This window comes from Haloferula helveola (genome assembly GCF_037076345.1).
Classification (GTDB): Bacteria; Verrucomicrobiota; Verrucomicrobiia; order Verrucomicrobiales; family Akkermansiaceae; genus Haloferula; species Haloferula helveola.
In genome coordinates this window covers 3,426,379-3,443,405 of the sequence record NZ_AP024702.1, presented here as the reverse complement: position 1 = coordinate 3,443,405, position 17,027 = coordinate 3,426,379, and the positions used below count along the sequence as shown (strand labels likewise).

The following is a 17,027-nucleotide window of genomic DNA, read 5'->3' as shown; positions in this document are numbered from 1 at the left end:
ATGATGCGCTCCTGTGTCACCATCAGCGCGGCCCTGCTGTTCATCGCCTGCTCCGGGTTTGGTGCCGACGCACCGGCGATCCGGGTCGCAGTGCTGCAGGGAGAAGGCGTGGGACAGAGTTCGGCAAAAGTGGTCGCCACCATGCGAAACGCCAAGGATGGCGGGTTTCAAGTCTCCCGGATCACTGCGAAGGAGATCCGGGAGGGCAAGCTGGGAGAGGTCGATGTGCTGATCCACCCCGGGGGAAGCGGCGGAAAGCAGGCGAAGTCCCTGGGCAAGTCCGGGCGTGAGTCGGTCCGGGCGTTTGTCCGCGAGGGTGGCGGGTTCCTCGGCATCTGTGCCGGAGCGTATCTGGCAACCAATGACTACGATTGGTCGCTGCACCTCATCGATGCGAAGGTGGTCGACCGCCGGCATTGGGCGCGGGGGAAAGGCGAGGTCACGCTCCGTTTGTCTCCGGAAGGCGCGTCGTTCTTCGAAAACGATGGCGATGTGCTGAAGATCTTCTACGCGCAAGGCCCGCTGCTCTCACGTCGCGAGTGGGACGACCCGGAAGTTCCGAACTACGAGTCGCTGGCGGTATTCTCGTCGGAGATCGCGAAGAACGGTGCTCCGGAAGGAGTCATGGCGGGGACATCGGCGGCGGTCCGCTGCAATTTCGAGCGAGGCCGCGTTTTCTGCTTCAGCCCCCATCCGGAGCTGACGGAAGGCTTGGACCATCTGATCCCGCTGGCGGTCCGCTGGACAGCCGGACAAGATGACTGACGCGGCTTGCGAGCGGTGTCGCGGGAGACCCCAGCGCTAAGGCGACACGATCCGCACGAAGTAGACGGGGCCTTCCGTCGAGACATCGATCATTGCCTCGTAGTTGCCCGAACTCGCTGGCGTTTCAGTGATCACCGAGTCGGAGGTCTTATCGTCGGGGAAAGCGTCAAGCGTAGCTCCACCCTCCACCGACCACATCGGCGCCGCCACTCCCGGAGGTCCTGAAAAAGCGACGGAGAGCGAATTGCCGACGCGGGAGACGGAAGTCACCGAGAGCTCGACGGGAGCCGCGACCTGGACGGCTCCGATGGTTGAAGCGGCGATTTCGTATTCGCTTTGCGCGTCACCCGGCATGCCTGGCTTCAACTGGATCGTCTGTCCGACCGTCATCCCGGTCACCGCGACAAAGGTGGTGTCGCCCCAGATTCCCTTGGCGGCGGCGACGTTGTCGCGGGCCCCATCGGCGCCCCAGGCGATGTAGTCGGTCATCGCGGTCGAACTGCCATAGCTTGCGACCGAGTAGAGCCCAAACTCGCCGAGTCCGTCGGGGATGAAGCCGGCCGTCAACTGGAGCGTCAGGACCTGCCCCGGACCCACCGTCAGGGTCGCGGTATCCGAGTTCGCGGCATCGATCTGGCCGGTGCTGATCTGTTGATAAAACGGGCTCCCGTTCTTGCGGTTGCACAGGTAGTAGCCGGTCAGGTCAAAGTTGGCGGCTCCGACATTCACAAGCTCGACCTTGTCTCCCAGAACATCGATCTCGCTGATCACGATTTCGGCCGTGGACGCTGCGGGAAAAGCGAGAAAAACGGCAAATCGGAGCATCTGATTCATTTGGCGGAGGCGTTACTAATGGGTGATACGGAGACGGACGGAATCTGGACGAGTGAATCGAAAGAAAATGCCAGCCCGTCGCCGGGCACCCGGTAAGCGACCGCGATGGGGAGGGATTCTCGCCTGCCTGGTCACTGCCGGACCGGCCATGGCCGACCCCTCGGTGGCGCGGCAGTGGAACGAGGAAAACCTGGCGGCGATTCGGGTCGATGTCCCGAATCCGCCGGTTCACGCGCGCAACCTGTTCCATGTCGCGGTGGCGATGTATGACGCTTGGGCGGCCTACGACACCGGTGGGGCGGTCGGCTACCTGCACCACGAGTCGGCGACGGCGGCCGACATCGAGAGCGCCCGCCGCGAAGCGCTGAGCTACGCCGCCTACCGCGTCCTGAGCCACCGCTACGCCAGCTCCGCCAGCGCGCCGGTGACGCAGGCCTCGTTCGATGCCAAAATGGCGGCGCTGGGTTACGACACCGCGGTCACGGGAACCGCAGGTCCGTCCCCCGCGGCGCTGGGAAACCGCATCGCGGCCTCGATCATTGCTTGGGGGCTCGACGACGGCTCCAACGAGGCCGGGGGCTACACCGACGCGAGCTACACCAACGACCAACCGGAGTTCCGGGTGATCGAAAACGGCGTGCCGCTCGGTGGCTATCCGGCGGGCGCGGATCCGGACCGCTGGCATCCGCTGACTTTCGACGAGGGCTTCACCCAGAACGGGATCGGTCCGATTTTCCTTCAGCCGTTCGTTGGCGTCACCTGGCTGCAAGCCCGGCCGTTCGCACTGCGCCGCGACGACACGGCCGAACCGTGGTTCGATCCCGGCCCACCGCCGAAGCTCCGGGGCGGGCAGGCGGCGGAGTACCGAAGCGAAGCGTTGGATTTGCTGATGAAGAGCCGCCAGCTCGGCGACATGGAGTTGATCGACATCTCGCCCTCGGCGATCGGCAACCATCCGCTCGGCACCGATGACGGCACCGGTCACCCCGTCAATCCTGCCACCGGTCTGCCCTACGATCCGGTCATGGTGCCGCGGGGCGACTACGGCAGGGTGCTGGCGGAATTCTGGGCCGACGGTCCTGACTCCGAAACGCCTCCGGGGCACTGGCACTCGATCGCAAACGAAGTGACCGAGGTTCTGACCGAAAAACGTATCGGTGGCGCCGGGGCGATCGTCAGCGACCTCGAGTGGGACGTGAAACTCTACTTCGCGCTCGCCGCATCGACCCACGACGCCGCCTGTGCCGCATGGTCGCTGAAGCGCTACTACGACTCGCCTCGCCCGATCTCGATGATCCGGTTCATGTCGCTGCAGGGCCAGTCGTCGGACCCGGTTCTGCCGGGCTACCATCCCGAGGGAATGCCGCTCGTTTCCGACTTGGTCGAGGTGGTCACCAGCGACTCGCTGGCGCCGGGTGGCAACCACGAGGGCAGCGGCTTCTCCGTGGGCGAGGTGGTGGTGTTCACCTGGCCGGGCAGGCCGGTGGACCCGACCGTCCAGCGGAGCCTTCCCCGCTGGATCCGGGGGATCGATTGGTTCCCCTTTCAGGACCGAACTTTCGTGTCCCCCGCTTTTCCGGGATACGTCTCGGGCCACAGCACCTTCAGCCGGGCGGCCGCCGAGGTTCTCGCCGCCCTGACCGGCAGCGACTACTTCCCCGGCGGACTCGGAGGATTCACTGCAGGGGCGGGATCATTCCTCGAGTTCGAGTATGGACCGTCGGCCACCGTGGAACTCCAGTGGGCGACCTACTTCGATGCGGCCGACGAAGCCGGGATTTCCAGGCGATGGGGCGGCATCCACCCGCCGGTCGATGACCTGCCCGCGCGCGTGATCGGCTCGGAATGTGGCAAGAGCGCGTGGGAGATCGCCCGGAAGTACTGGGATGGCAGTATTACCGATGAAGCGATGGTCCCCGACATCGCGCGGCTCTCTCCAAGCGTCGCCCGGATCCGCTGGCAGGCTGCTCCCGGGCTTTGGTACCGAGTCGAGAAGACCAGCGACTTCTCCACCTGGCAGACGGTCGAGGGTCCGGTTCAGGCCACCGATCCGGAGATGATTTGGGATGACGGGTCGGCGACGGGGTCGAGCGCGTTCTACCGGATCATCCAGACCGCCGCCCCCTGATCCCCTACCGGCTCCACTTCCCGCGGCGCTTGAGCAGGTCGGCCGGCTTGCCGGAGAAGTAGTCGTAGCCGACCGGGTGGTGCTTCGCCATCTCGTCGAAGCTCCCGTAGATGATCCCGTCGGCGCCGGGGAAAATCGGTTGCCCGGTGACCGGGTCGTAGAACCTCGCCCATCGGCGATCGTTGTCCGTCGTTTCCAGTTCGTGGCTCTCGAACCAGTCGAGTGCCGCTTCGACCGCCTGCCGGACCTCGGGCGACGGGTTCTCCAATCCCATCAGAAAAGCAACCAGCGCGGCGCTCTCTCCGCCACTGAGCGAGGCCGGTTCCATCAGCCGCGCCTCGACCGGCTCAAGCGTGAGCGGGTCGTGCTGCGCGCACCAGACGGTCCGCTCCCCATCGGTCCTGACCTGCGCATCGAGCACACACTCAATCCCCTTCTCGAAGGCCGACCTGACCGCAGCCAGCCGTTTGGGCTCAATGAACTCAGGCGGATCCGCAAGCAGATCGCGAAACAGCTCGAGCACATGCAGCATGGCGTTGTCGTTGAAGGTCACGTGGTCATGATATCCGCCTTCAAGCGGATACACCTGGGGCCAGCCGCCATTGGGAAACTGCGCGACCAGCAGGTAGTCGATGCCTTTGAGAAAAGACTCCTTCGCCGCGGGCAAGTGCTCGGCCACGCCGCGCAACAATTTCAGCTGTTCGGTGGTCGAGCGGTTATCGATCGTCCCGACGTAGTGCCAGCCGGACTCGCCGCCTTGTGCCGTCCAGTGCATCCCCGGCTTGCGTGGCCCCTGATCGAGCCGCACGTGCTTCGACCATCCGCCGGCGGGTGTCTGGAAGGAGATCGCCGCCTCGGCCAACCGGCGGGCCTCGTCGCCAGCAAACCACTTCGCATCCGCCCGCGACCGCAGCTTGAAATCCGGGCCATCCGGAGGAAGCAACGGGATCTTTCGCCCCTCACGCTTCAATTCGGCGGCAAGTGCGGCCCGGTCGGCCTCCATCCGGCGGGCTGATTCGGAAATGTAGCTCTCCCATGCCGGGCGCAGATCGTCCCGCAATGCCGCCACCCTTGCCGGCTCGAGCGTGTGCGGCGCGTCCCATTTCCGCAGCACGCGGTAGGGCGTGACCGAACGGGCCTCGCGATCGGTGAGGGTGCCCGCCCACTTGACGCGCTGCCCGGTGTCCGTACCGCGAGTACGCCATTCGACGTAGCGGGCGGTCTTCTCGTTCTCCGGGTTCCTCCAGTTGTCCCAGCCTTCCGGTCGGACGCGGTCCGACATCTCGCAGTCCAGCCACATCACCGCGCCGTGGGGCCGCCAAGGACGCCCGAGGAAGAACTGCCAGTCCCCTTCGTCCGCGGTGATCCGACATCGGCGGAAGACGAAGCCATACTCGTCCTTCTCCTGCGTCGATGCGGCCGTGATGTAGCCGCTCCCCCGGCAGTGAATCGTGCAGTTCTCGAAGAACGCGGTTGCTTCCCCGAAGATGAAGTCGACGTCGCCTGTGATGAGGCAGTTCTCGAAGTACTGCCGTCCGCGATTGAGAAGCAGGGTGTCCTGGTAACCGACGAAACGGCAGCCATCGAATGCGGCGCGGTCGCCGCTGACATTCACCGCCAGCGCCTGGCTGCCGCGACCGTGGCTGTTTTCGAAGGTCACGTTCCTCGCCCGGAAGCCATCCGACTCGATGAACACGCTCGCGCTACGCGAAGTCCCGATCTTGCGTCCCCGGTCATCCAGTGTCTCCGCGGAGTTGTTGAAAGTGATCACGGTGGTTTCCGCATCATCGCCGAAGAGATGGATCGGTCCCTTGCTTCGCGGGATCATCACCCGTTCCACATAGAGGCCGGGCATCAGGCGGATCCGTATCGCGGTGCTCTTGCCTTCGGGGACTTTGTCGATGGCAGCCTGAAGGGTTTTGAAGTCGCCAAGGCCGTCGGCACTCACCGTCCATGTGTCAGAGGCATCAACGGCGCAGATGGCGAGAGCAAGGGAACAGGCGAATCGGCAGACCATGGAGCCAAGCTACGGGGGCCGATTTCGCGATCCTACAGACCCAAACGGGTTAGCGGGACGGCTGATCCCGAAGGCGGAGCACCTGAGGGGTGCGAGCACTTTGCTCGCCGGGGCTCCGGGGCCGGCTGAAGCCAGCGCTCCATGAACTGCGACACGCAGCGCGACGTGGCGTTCAGGCTCCACGAACCCGGAACCAGCCGGTCACGCTCATGCGGGTGCGCGAAGCCATCTCGACTTCGTGCCAGTGGTCGCCGGCAAGAAAGACGACCAGTGTTCCGAGCTTCGGCTCGACCCACTCCGCCGGCCCCTCCTGCGAGCCGGGTTCGGTCCAGAGCTTGAGGCGTCCGCCGTCCGCGGGCACCCAGCCGTCGTTGAGGTAAAGGATCGCCGTCACCACGCGGTCGGCGGTGCCCCGGTGGCGGTCGAGGTGGGCCTTGTAAAACGCACCCGGCGGATAGACCGCGAAGTGCCCTTCGAAATCGAACAGCCCGAGAAACAGACTGCGGTTGATCGCACTGCGCAGTTCCTCGAGTTTCGCGAGATAGCGTTGCGCGGCGGGACCGGCCGTCCCCGGCTCCAGCCACAGCACGTGGTCGCGGCGGATGTCCTCACGGATCACGCGTTGCTCGCCGCGGCCGACACCGGCCTTGCGAAACTCGCCCGACTCCCATGCTTCCACGCTTTCGGCGGATAGTTCGCGGGCGTCCGTTTCCGAAAGGAAGCCATCAAGGCGCACCCATCCCCGGGCTTGCAGGCCCTCCACCACCGCGGGACTGGAATCGATTGCTGTCGGGCTCAATCAACGGCCACCCGACGGTTGGGTCGGGTCGGCGGACGGCGCTCAAAAACACCCGGCGAAGAATCTTGTCGATCCAATTCGTACGGTGGCCGGGCCGGGCCTGGTCCGCCTTCATGAAATGCCGTCCGGAGATCCGGGCGGAGAAGGGTTGGGTTGGAATGGACCGCGAGCTTCAGCTCGCCCCGTCATGTCGGCAGCTCGGGTTCCGGGGCGAGCTGAAGCTCGCGGTCCATCCGTGCCAGAAAAAGTCAGCTGACTCTTCAAATGTCACATCACTCCGCGAAACATGCAGTCTAGCGGAGGTCGCGAAACGGGAAGGCTCCACCCGCGGCATCCGGGCTCACCGACTCGTCCCGGACCGGCATGTAGCGCGGGGCGACGTTCGACTTGAGCCAGCCCTTGAGCCGTTCATGCAGGCGTGCCGTCAGCTCCGGCATTTCCTTCGAAAGGTCCCGCGACTCGCCCGGGTCTTTCGGAATGTCATAGAGCTCGAGCCGACCGTGCCAATTCCAGATCAGCTTGTGGTCGCCGACGCGGATCGCCGAGTGCGGCGGGAGCGGAATCCCGTCGTCGGGATGCATGACTTTCACATTGAAGGGGTAGTGCCAGATCAAGGTCCGCTCGGCTCCCGGTGAGGACGGATCGGCGAGAAGCGGGAGCATGCTCCGGCCGTCGAGATCGTCCGGGAGCGGGTTGCCGGTCAGCTCCGCGACCGTCGGCAGGAAGTCGGTGCAGTCGACGACCGCGTCGCACCACTTCCCGCCTTCGAAGCGGCTCGGCTGCCAGACAACGGTCGGCACCCTCACGCCGCCTTCGTAGAGGCAGGCCTTGCCGCCCTTGAAGGGTTGGTTGTCGGTCGCAGGAGGATCGGTGTATTCGACGCCGCCATTGTCCGAGGTGAAAATCAGGATGGTGTTCTTCGCCAGCCCGGTCCGTACGAGCGTCTCCCGGATCTCCCCGACCGACGCGTCGAGCCGCTTCACCATTTCCGCGTAGGTCGCGTTCGTCCTGCCGAGGTTCCCACGCTGCTTCTTCGCGTTGAAGTGATCGACACCCGGCTTCGGAGCCTGGAAAGGCGTGTGCACCGCGAAGGGACAGTAGTAGAGGACAAACGGCCGCTCCTTTCCTTTGCGGCTCTCGATGAAGCGCACCGCCCTCAAGCTCAGGTCATCGGTCAGGTAGTCGTGGTCGGTCGGCGGACCGGCCTGCCCGGCTCTGAACTTCCCGGGCATGGTGGGGAAGAAGGGCTTGGTGCGGTTCCAGTCGCCCTGCCAGTTGAAGTATTTCGATCCGCCGGCATCGAAGAACGCGAGTTCGCGGAAACCGTGGGCGGCCGGTTGACGTTCGGGTGCGCCGTGACCACCGAGGTGCCACTTGCCGAGAAAGGCACAGTCATGGCTGCCGAGCACCTTCGGCCACGTCGGGACCGAAGGATCCAGAGCCGTGTTGCTGTGGGCATTGCGCCACGGTAGCGGACCGGGGATCGGGTCCTTGTGGGCGAACGCGTCGTGGGGATCGTAGCCGTCGGGAACCTTCCTACTTTGGTTGTAGTAGGTTTGGGTGTTCGGCGTGGCGGTGGTGACACCGAGGCGCGAGGCGATGCGGCCGGTCAGGATCGCGGCACGCGTCGGCGAGCAGAGCTGGTTCGCATACGACTGCGAGAACGCGATCCCGTCCGAAACAAGCCGATCGAGGTGGGGCGTCTCAAAGTAGAGCTGGCCCTCACCGACCTCGTTGAAGTGACGTGCGTAGGCTCCGATATCGGTGATACCGAGGTCATCCGCGAGGATGAAGACGACGTTCGGCGGATTCTCGGCAGCGCGGACGAGGCCGAGCGTCAGAAGCAGCGGAAGAAGGAGTTTCATGGGTTTCGGGAAAAGAGAAGTGGACTCGATCGGGTGGGCGACCGCTTTCCACACGGCCGGACGACTCCCATGCACTCACCCCTCAGCCCTCACCCTGATACTCAGTGCCGGTGCATTTGGTGCCGTCGTGGAAGCAGCGCCACGGTTCCGGCACACCCTCGACATCGACGTCGATGATGAACGAGTTCTCGCCGCGCTCGGCTTTCTTCACCTTCATCTCTTTCTCGCCCACCATCTTGCGAAGCTCGGCGAGGCAGTCATCGATGACCTTCTGCGGCACCGGTCCGGTCGCTGGCACTTCCTCCGGCTCCGGCTTCTTGTCCGTGACGCGAACGAGCATCTTGTAGTCGGCCGTTTCGCCGCGACGTGCGGCGGCACGGTTCTGATAGACGAGGATCGAATGGTCACCGGTCTTGTAAAGCTGGCCGATGTAGGTCCGCCCGCCGGTCGATGAATTGAAGAGCGCCTCATCGCCCGGTCCCTTGCCGGGGATGAAGATATTGAAATCGGCGCCCTTGCCCTCCGGCAGCACCTGGACCAGGAGGAACTGGCCTTCCTTGGCATTGAGCTTGTAGATCGTGCCGTCGCGGCCGGTCACCTTGCCGGTGACGACAGCTTGGGAGGTGCCGGCCTCGAACTGGATCCGCGTGGTGGCATCTTCGGCAATCGCGGATGCGACCAGAGCGGCGGAAACGGAAAGGGTGGCAAATCGGAGGTTCATGGTAGGTCGGGGGTTTCGGGTTATTCGGCCATGCTCTGCGCCCATGCCGGACCGTTGGCGGCCTCGTACGCCATCACACTGCCGAGCTGCTGGCCGGTGCGGCTGTTGAAGAGCTGCACGGTTGCGGGTCCGTGATTGCCGCGGGACTTCACCACGATCTGCTCCTGCTCGGCATACCAGCGGGTTTCTTCGACGTTCGGACGGGCGGTGGGAATGGTGGCAACGAAGCGGCCACCTTCGCGGATGGTGACGCTTCCGGGGCCGGTCTGAGCAGTCAGAGGCTCGCCGTAGCTCGGCCGTTCGACAGGCGTCAGGCTGTTGTTTCCGGTGGTCGTTTCGGGTTCCTCGACGACGCACTGACAAAGCGGCAGGCATCCGAGAACGGCAAAGGTGGTCAGGAATTTCGATTTCATCACGTGGTCAGGATACAACCCTCCTCAGGGGTAGCACCCGACCGCGATGGCGCCACCCAAAAGCGCGCCTGAGGGCAGTAGTATCCTAGGGTTGGACCACCCCGGCCCTCACGAAGATGCTCGGCACCGGCTGGCTCGGCGCGGCCGTCACCGTGGCAGTCGAATTGTCGATCACTGACGAGATCGTAACGGTCAGGCCGCCGCCCGGACCATCGATGCCGTCACCGGCATACCAATCGGTCAGGTTCGGAGACCATTCGTAGTAGCCGACCAGATCGGTCGGAGGATTCGGGCTGATCGGGTGCGTGAAGCTCAGATTGCCGGCCGTGACCTCGACGCTCGCCAGACCCGGGTTGAACTCGCCCGGATGGGTGCCGAACCACGACTCGAGACCGTTGGCGAGGTTGTCGCCGTCCGGATCGAGATCGAAGCCTTGGTCTCCACCGGCCAGACCAAACCCGGGATCACCGATCCACGTGGCGAATGTCTTCGTCCCGACCGAGTACCAATTGACGATCGCCGCCGTCAGCTCGTTGACGAGCCCCGGATTCGATGCCGAAAGGTCGTTGGTCTCGAACGGATCGATCGCATTGCCGGTCGAGGCATCGAACAGATGATACAGCTCGGCCACACCGGTGGTGAACAGGATCAGCTTCCAGCCGTCGCGGATCGCCACCCGCGACTCGAGCGATTGGCTAGGGTCATTGAGGTCGGCGATGTCATGCGAGCTGTCTTCGGTGAACACCGTGTCGCGCGCGCCGACCGCACCGAGGTCGAGCAGATCGAGGCCGGTCATTTCCGGAGTCGGAACAAGATCGAGCGCGCCAAGGACCGTCGGGGCCAGATCAACCACACTCACCGGCGTGGTAACGATCTGCGGCTCGATCGCGCCGCCCGCCTTGATCTGATCGGGCCAGCGAACGATGATCGGGGTGCGGATGCCGCCTTGGTAAGGCGTCTGCTTCGACCTCGCATCATAGGCGCTGGCATTGTCGCGGTTGATCCAGCCGTTGTCGCAGATCAGCACCACGATCGTGTTGTCCGCGATCCCCGCGGTGTCGAGGTGATCGAGAAGCGCGCCCACCCCGCCGTCGAAGCGTTCGATGTTGGCATAGTACTTCGCGAAGTAGTCGCCCGTCTCGTTCGGCTCGCTGATGAGCGCATCGTACTTGCTGATCAATCCGGTCGGCGGGTCGTGGGGCGTGTGCGGAAGAAACGGCGCGTACCAGAGGAAGAACGGCTGCTCGCCGGTGACCTGGGCATCGATGAAGTCGGTCGCCGTCTGGATCGTGTTGGCGTATGGGATCGGGCTGGCGGGAGCGGCCACGTCGTTCACGTAATCAACCCGGCCGGCCATCAGGCCCCAATCGCCGTGTCTCGCGGTGACGTAGCCCGGCTTGCCGCCGCTCCACTGCGGTGGCTCGGTCCCACCCGCGGTGCTGTTGACGGTGTCGCCGTGGGTGAAGCCGCCGTTGGCGAAGTCGCCTTCCCACCATTTTCCCGTCTGGAAACTCGTGTAGCCCAGCTCGTCGGCAAGCGTCCGTGGAAGCGGATTCATCACCTGCATCCGGTCCTCGACCGCCGTATCCGGCCCGCTCGCCGGATCGTTGCCGGTGATCAGGGTCTGGTGCGGATAGGCTCCGGTCACCATCGAGGCCAGCGAGGGCCGGCAGATCGGCGGCGTGTAACCGTGGGTGAAGACAATGCCCTGATCGGCCAGACTGTCGATGGCCGGCGTCTCGGCGACCTGATAGATCGACGGGTTCATGTTGATCGCCGTCTGCTCGACCGATGGCCGACGCATGAAGCTGTAGTCGTACCACGCCTGGTCGTCGCCGAGGATGAAGACGACATTCGGGCTGAGCTCGCGCGTTTGGAAGTTCCATGTCGTGACGTCCGCATTTGAGATACCGCCGAAGCCGACGTCCGTATAGTTCTTCACCGCGCCCGCATCGATCTGCACCGCATAGGCCCGGTCGGCGCTGAGGAGGGTCGACGGATCGATCGTGAGGACGTTGCCCGAAACGCTGACCTGCGAAGGATCGGTGACCGCGATCGTCTGGGTCGTCGAGTCATCGAACAGGTCCTTGATCACGATGTTGCCGCTGCCGACGAGAATCGGGTCGTCGAAAGTCGCCACGATGTCCGACGCGCGGGAGACATCGATCGCGTCGTCTAGCGGACTCTTGAGCGTGATCACCGGAGCGCTGAGATCCTCCGCAGCGACGCTGAAGGTCCACTGTCCGCCGCTGGTGCCGGCAAAGGAATTCGGTGGCGAGGCGCCGTCCTCGATCGCATCGGCGCTGATCACCACTTCGAAATTGGCGCCGAACTCGAGATTGGTGGACGGATTCACGGTCAGGGTGTTTCCCGCGACCGTAACCTGTCCCGCGTCCGGCAGGCTGATGACCTGGGTGCCGCTTCCATCATCGGTGTCGGTGATCGTGATCGTGCCAAGCCCGGTCAGCACGATGTTCTCGCTGAAAGTCGCCACCAAAGACGACGCGGGATAGACACCCGTATCGCCATCCGGGCTGAGAGCGGTGATCGTCGGAGCCGTGGCATCGGTGTCGTAGCTCTCCGCACCACTGCTGATGATGTTCGCCAGTTCCTGCGTCGTGATGGGGCGGGAGAAAATCGCGATGTCGTCGACCGAGCCGCCGAACGGCAACTGCACGCCTCCCGTGCGCGCCTCGTAGCCGAGGGTCATCTGCCCGACGTTCGTGACGCTGTCGAACCACGCGCTGCCGTTGGTTTCGATCCCGAACGAAGTCACCTCCGCCCCGTCGAGGTAGAGCGTGACGCCCGAGCCATCCTGCACCCACGCGAAGTGATGCCACACGTCGTCGAGGTAGGTGGCGGTCGTCTGGAGCTCAATCAGGTTGCTGTTGTTCTCACGTATGACCAACCGGAGAACTCCGGTGTCCTGAAGTTCGACGACCAGGCGATCCGACGAACTCGTACCTTCGCCGTAGCTGAGAACCGCTCCACGCGTGGCGCTGCTCTTCTTGAACCACCCGCAGATCGAACCTGTATTGAAGCCTCCGAAGGGCGCGAAGTTCGGGACATCGACCCGGTCGAGATCCACAGTGTCGAAACGGTAGGCGGTGCCGAATACCCCCGGCTGGTTGACCGTCGGATCCTCGGTCTCCGCCGAAGCGGAGATGCCGAGGGTTCCCGGACTGGCGCCCGCGGAGTCCGCCGCGGTCTGGCCGCTGGTCTCGTCGAGCTTCCAATGGCTCAACAGGACTTGGGGTGGAGCGTCAAAATTCTCCGCGCCGAACGACATCACGTTCGAGAGCTGCGCGGCATCGAGCACGCCGGAAAAGATCGCGACCTCATCCATCAGGCCATCAAAGAAATCCTGAGCCGCGTCGGCCCGTCCCCCGATCGCGAAATTGGTGGCCGGGGTGTGGGTCGTGCGGGTCGGGTTGGTTCCGACCGGTGCACCGTTGAGGTAGATCGTGGTGCCGTTGGTGCTGTCGACCGTGTAGGCGACGTGCATCCATGTCCCGATGGAGATCGTGCTGTCCGCCGACTCGGTGATCGAGCCTCCCTGCCCTCCGTTCGGCAGAAGATTCAGAAACAGCTTCCGGTCCGTTCCGCCCTGAACCGCGGTGCTTCGGCTCAGGCTGAACACCTCACCTTCACTCCCTCCGCTCTGCCCACCGGCGATCCGTCCGCGATCGTCGCCATCGTCCCAGAAAACCCACGCGGTCAGCGTGCAGTCGGTGATCGGAACCAGCGCACCCGCCGCTGTCGTGATGAAGTCGTCGGCCCCGTCCAAGCTTGCCGCCTGTCCGAACTGCCCGACGGCGTAAGTCATTCCTCCGTTTTCGGTTCCGTCCGCCGACCCCACCGCATCGGTCGCGTCGCCATCGAGCCTCCAATGATGGATCAGACTCTGGGCGGATGCGCTCCCGACCAGCAGAGTCAGCAGAGCGGCACGACCCGCCCTGGGCAGTCGGCGGCGGCGATGGACGAAGGTTCTCATGGGTTGGTCCTCCATACGACGTCCCGCAGCGCGGATCAAGTCACCCTGCCCGAGGCGGAACGCCCGCTTTCCCCGAATCCGGTAGCCGTTCAGTCCCTTGAACCCTGACTCACGGTGCCATCGCCCGCGTCACCCGGTAGAACTCGCGATCCGCGCCGGGAGCTGGCGTGTGGCTGAAGGTGACCGAGGATCCCGTGGGCGGAAGGGTCTCGATCTCGGCCCAGTTCACCGGTTGCAGATCGGGATTTCCCTCGAGCGTATAGACGAATCCGTCAAAGGCCTGATTGACGACGATCTCGAAGCCTCCACCCGGTTGCGGGGTGAATTCGAGCGGCTCAAGGAACGGCCAGAAATCAAGCAGCCACATGGCGGCCCCGTTGCCGATCTGTTGCTGGCCGGTCGCATCGAAGTGCAGGTTGTCCGTCTTCATGCCGAAGCCGTCGGTATCCAGCAGCGCGGTCAGCGAATCCGCCGCCGCGACCGCGTCCTGCGCCGCACGAACCGTCGCGAGACCGCCCGCATTGACCGCCGTTTGTCCGGAGGAAAGCCGGCTGACCACGAACCACAATCCGCTGCCATAGGTCAGGCGAATGTCGGCAATGAAGTTGGTCAGGTTGGTCTCGTAGTTCGCCGCTTCCGACGATCCTGCATCGCGCTCGCCCTGGACCCAAAGCATGCCGGAAACCTCGATCACGGCATTCGGATAGGCCGACGCCAGCGCCGACAGTCCGGCAGTCACCACATTCTGGAAGCCGACGTAAAGCGGGCCGTCGCCGGTCGTTGTGGCGTCACCGCCGGCCACCCAATCGCTGTAGAGATCGGTGCCGCCGCTGGCGTACTTGATGATCGCGACGCGAGTGTCCGGATCACCGCCGAGATTGTCCGCGAGCTTGCGACCCAAGGTGACCTCGGGACCGAACTGCGACAGGGGGCGCAGGGTCGTCAGCCCGCCGGCCTCGTTCTCGTAGAAATCGACGTCGGCCTGCGGTTGCTGGAGATCGACCGGTGAGGTTGGTAGGCCCGACGGATCCGCGCGGCCGTCCGCATTCGATTGACCACCCAGCAGGAACACATGGATGCGCCGGATGTCGGCAGGCCCCGGGAGATCCTCGACCGTGATGCTGGTAGCGGAGGTGATCGCGGAACCCGTGTCCAGAGGGTTGCCTGCCGCGTCATCGAGAGTCGCCGAAGCCACGACTTCGAGCTGAAGGGTTCCGGCGGTGGTCGGCGTGACTTCCACCGTGAAGACACCCGGCGACACCTCGCTGATCGCGCCAATGCTGATGGTCGCCGTTCCGGCGTTGCCGAAGTCGGCGGCATCGACGGTCGACTCGTCCATGTCCTCGCTGAAACTGATCGTAAAGGTGACGGTTGTTCCGACCGTCACCGGTCCACCACCCTGGTCGTCGGAGAAATCACCTGCCCCCAAGGTCGGCGGTGTCGTGTCCGGCGAGTCCACCGTGATCACAGTGGCGTCGGCAATCGCGGCCAGCGTATCGAGTTCGTTGCCGGAGGGATCGGCGAGCACGGCCCCGACATTCACCTGGAGCTGGAGCGTTCCGGCGGAAGTCGGGGTCACCTCCACGGTAAACACGCCGGGAGAGGTCTCGATCACGGCTCCGATGCTGAGTGTCGAGGATCCGGCATTGCCGAAGTCCGCAGCGGTCACGGTCGAATCATCCATGTCCTCACTGAAGGTCACGGTGTACGTCACGAGGTCGCCGACGAGCACCGGCCCGCCGCTCTGGTCATCCACAAATCCGCCCGCCGAAAGCGTCGGAGGATCGGTATCGGGAACGCCGGTGAAGAGTTCGTTCACCTTGGCCGAGTCGATCGCGTTGTCGAAGATGTAAAGCTCGTCGATCTGCCCGTTCATCGAGAACGTCGTGGCACTGTAGGCGTGACCCACCGAAGTGATTGCGAAAGCGCCGCCTTGGAACACGTCGGTCTGTGCCACGTTGTCCCGGTAGGCGGTGATCGTGCCCGCACCGTCCGAAATCACGACCCAGTGATGGTAGCTGCCGTCGTCGGGATAGTCTCCAAAGTCGGCATTTCCCCCTAGGTCATCGCGGAATCTCAATCCCTGCACCTGGCTGGTGCTGTTGGTGGCCCAGATGAAGTCGGTCGTGTTGGTGGTGTCACCCAGAACCATCCCCTGGCGATCGTCCGATCCGGCACGCCGACGCACCCAGAAGGAAACCGACCAAGGGTCCGAAGCTCCGAACGAAAGAGGCGAGATCAGATCGAGAAACTCTTGGTTGGAAGTCGCACTATCGAGGTCCAGCGCTCCTCCGCCGAAGACGTGCTCGCCAGCCGTGGTGGTGATCGTCGGGGTACCGTCCCCCACCACGAGGTGGTTGCCGTTGCCCGAATCATCGCCGAAACCGCTGTCGAAGGAATAGTAGCCAATCACTCCCGGAAGAACCGCACCTGGATCGACCTGGATCGACGTGTCGTCGATGATGGCCGAAGCCGTGTCGAGCGCGTTGCCGGCACCGTCGGTCAGCACCGCTCCCGGATTCACCTGGAGTTGGAGAGTGCCAGTGGAAGTTGGCGAGACCAAGACTTCGAAAACCGCCGGCGAAACCTGGGTCACACTGAGAATGTTGACACCCGATGTACCGGCATCGCCGAAGTCCGTCGTGTCCACCGTCGGAGCCGTCATCTCCTCGCTGAAGGTAACCGTGTAGGTCACCAGACCGTTTTCGATTACGGCAGCACCGCCGCCGCCATCCACAATATCACTGCCGACCAGCGTCGGAGGCGTCGAATCCGTCGCCCCATAGCTTCCCGAGAACAACTCACCCACCGTGGCGACATCGAGGGCCTCGTCGAAGATGTAGAGTTCGTCGATCTGGCCGTCGAAGATCTGGTTGCTCCCGGTGTAGCCGCTGCCAACCGCCTTGATGTCGAAGTCGCTGCCACCGCTCGGCGTGCGGGTGCCGAGGTCGGCATTGTCTCGATACACCCGGATCGTCCCGGTCCCATCAGCGATCACGACCCAGTGGTGGAAGTCAGTGTCGTGACCGGTCGAGTAGTCGTTGTTGTTGCTCGTGCCCACGCCCACCGGGCGGAAGCGGAGTCCCTGGACCACGCTGCTGTTGTCGGGAAGCCAGATGAAGCTGTCGGTGGTTGTATTGTCGCCGACCACCATTCCGGTCGGTGCGGCCGCGCCTGCCCGTCGCTTCGCCCAGAAGCTGACCGTCCAGGAGTCACTGGTGCTGAAACTGAAGTCGGTGGTTGGCGCGAGCCACTCGCTCTCCGCCCTGCTCAGATCCAAGGCTCCACCGCCGAAGACATACTCACCGACAGTGTTCGTGATCACGGGGGTGCCATTGCCCGCCGTGAGATCATTCGATGCACCGGTCGAATCGGTGAAATCGGAGTCGAACGGGTAGTGGGCAAGCAGACCCGCGGAGGCGGTCGATACGCAAAGGGCGGCGAGCCCCGACGACAGGACGTGGAGTTTTTTCATGAATGGAAGTACGGAG

At 64.1% G+C, this 17,027-nt stretch carries 10 protein-coding genes; 2 read left to right on the top strand and 8 right to left on the bottom strand.

Annotated features, from left to right (window positions below):
- Nucleotides 1–765 carry a BPL-N domain-containing protein gene (locus HAHE_RS12900; protein ID WP_338685001.1) on the top strand — a complete coding sequence of 255 codons (765 nt, stop codon included), beginning with the start codon at nucleotides 1–3 and terminating at the stop codon, nucleotides 763–765.
- Nucleotides 766–801: 36 nt separating this feature from the next.
- On the opposite strand, the gene HAHE_RS12895 is transcribed toward HAHE_RS12900, so the two are convergent.
- Nucleotides 802–1,599 carry a hypothetical protein gene (locus HAHE_RS12895; protein WP_338685000.1) on the bottom strand — a complete coding sequence of 266 codons (798 nt, stop codon included), beginning with the start codon at nucleotides 1,597–1,599 and terminating at the stop codon, nucleotides 802–804.
- A gap of 67 nt (nucleotides 1,600–1,666) precedes the next feature.
- Here HAHE_RS12895 and HAHE_RS12890 point away from each other — a divergent pair, with 67 nt between their 5' ends.
- Nucleotides 1,667–3,727 carry a vanadium-dependent haloperoxidase gene (locus HAHE_RS12890; protein WP_338684999.1) on the top strand — a complete coding sequence of 687 codons (2,061 nt, stop codon included), beginning with the start codon at nucleotides 1,667–1,669 and terminating at the stop codon, nucleotides 3,725–3,727.
- A 4-nt stretch (nucleotides 3,728–3,731) separates the two neighbouring features.
- Here HAHE_RS12890 and pelA read toward each other — a convergent pair whose 3' ends face one another.
- The 7 genes from pelA to HAHE_RS12855 form a co-directional block, all read right to left on the bottom strand.
- Entirely contained in the window at nucleotides 3,732–5,744 is a 2,013-nt protein-coding gene (gene pelA, locus HAHE_RS12885) for a pectate lyase (RefSeq protein WP_338684998.1), read from the bottom strand.
- A gap of 172 nt (nucleotides 5,745–5,916) precedes the next feature.
- Nucleotides 5,917–6,543 carry a 2OG-Fe(II) oxygenase gene (locus HAHE_RS12880; RefSeq protein ID WP_425510991.1) on the bottom strand — a complete coding sequence of 209 codons (627 nt, stop codon included), beginning with the start codon at nucleotides 6,541–6,543 and terminating at the stop codon, nucleotides 5,917–5,919.
- A gap of 293 nt (nucleotides 6,544–6,836) precedes the next feature.
- The gene (locus HAHE_RS12875) at nucleotides 6,837–8,408 is read right to left on the bottom strand and encodes a sulfatase (protein ID WP_338684996.1); all 1,572 of its coding nucleotides are present in this window, start codon (nucleotides 8,406–8,408) and stop codon (nucleotides 6,837–6,839) included.
- Nucleotides 8,409–8,490: 82 nt separating this feature from the next.
- Complete coding sequence (locus HAHE_RS12870; protein WP_338684995.1) at nucleotides 8,491–9,129, bottom strand: hypothetical protein; 639 nt, start codon at nucleotides 9,127–9,129, stop codon at nucleotides 8,491–8,493.
- A 20-nt stretch (nucleotides 9,130–9,149) separates the two neighbouring features.
- Complete coding sequence (locus HAHE_RS12865) at nucleotides 9,150–9,542, bottom strand: hypothetical protein (RefSeq protein ID WP_338684994.1); 393 nt, start codon at nucleotides 9,540–9,542, stop codon at nucleotides 9,150–9,152.
- Nucleotides 9,543–9,627: 85 nt separating this feature from the next.
- Nucleotides 9,628–13,536, bottom strand: a complete 3,909-nt coding sequence (locus HAHE_RS12860; protein ID WP_338684993.1) for a sulfatase-like hydrolase/transferase — start codon at nucleotides 13,534–13,536, stop codon at nucleotides 9,628–9,630.
- 109 nt (nucleotides 13,537–13,645) lie between these two features.
- Nucleotides 13,646–17,011: a sialate O-acetylesterase gene (locus HAHE_RS12855; RefSeq protein ID WP_338684992.1), complete on the bottom strand. Its 3,366-nt coding sequence runs from the start codon at nucleotides 17,009–17,011 to the stop codon at nucleotides 13,646–13,648.
- Nucleotides 17,012–17,027: the final 16 nt, after the last annotated feature.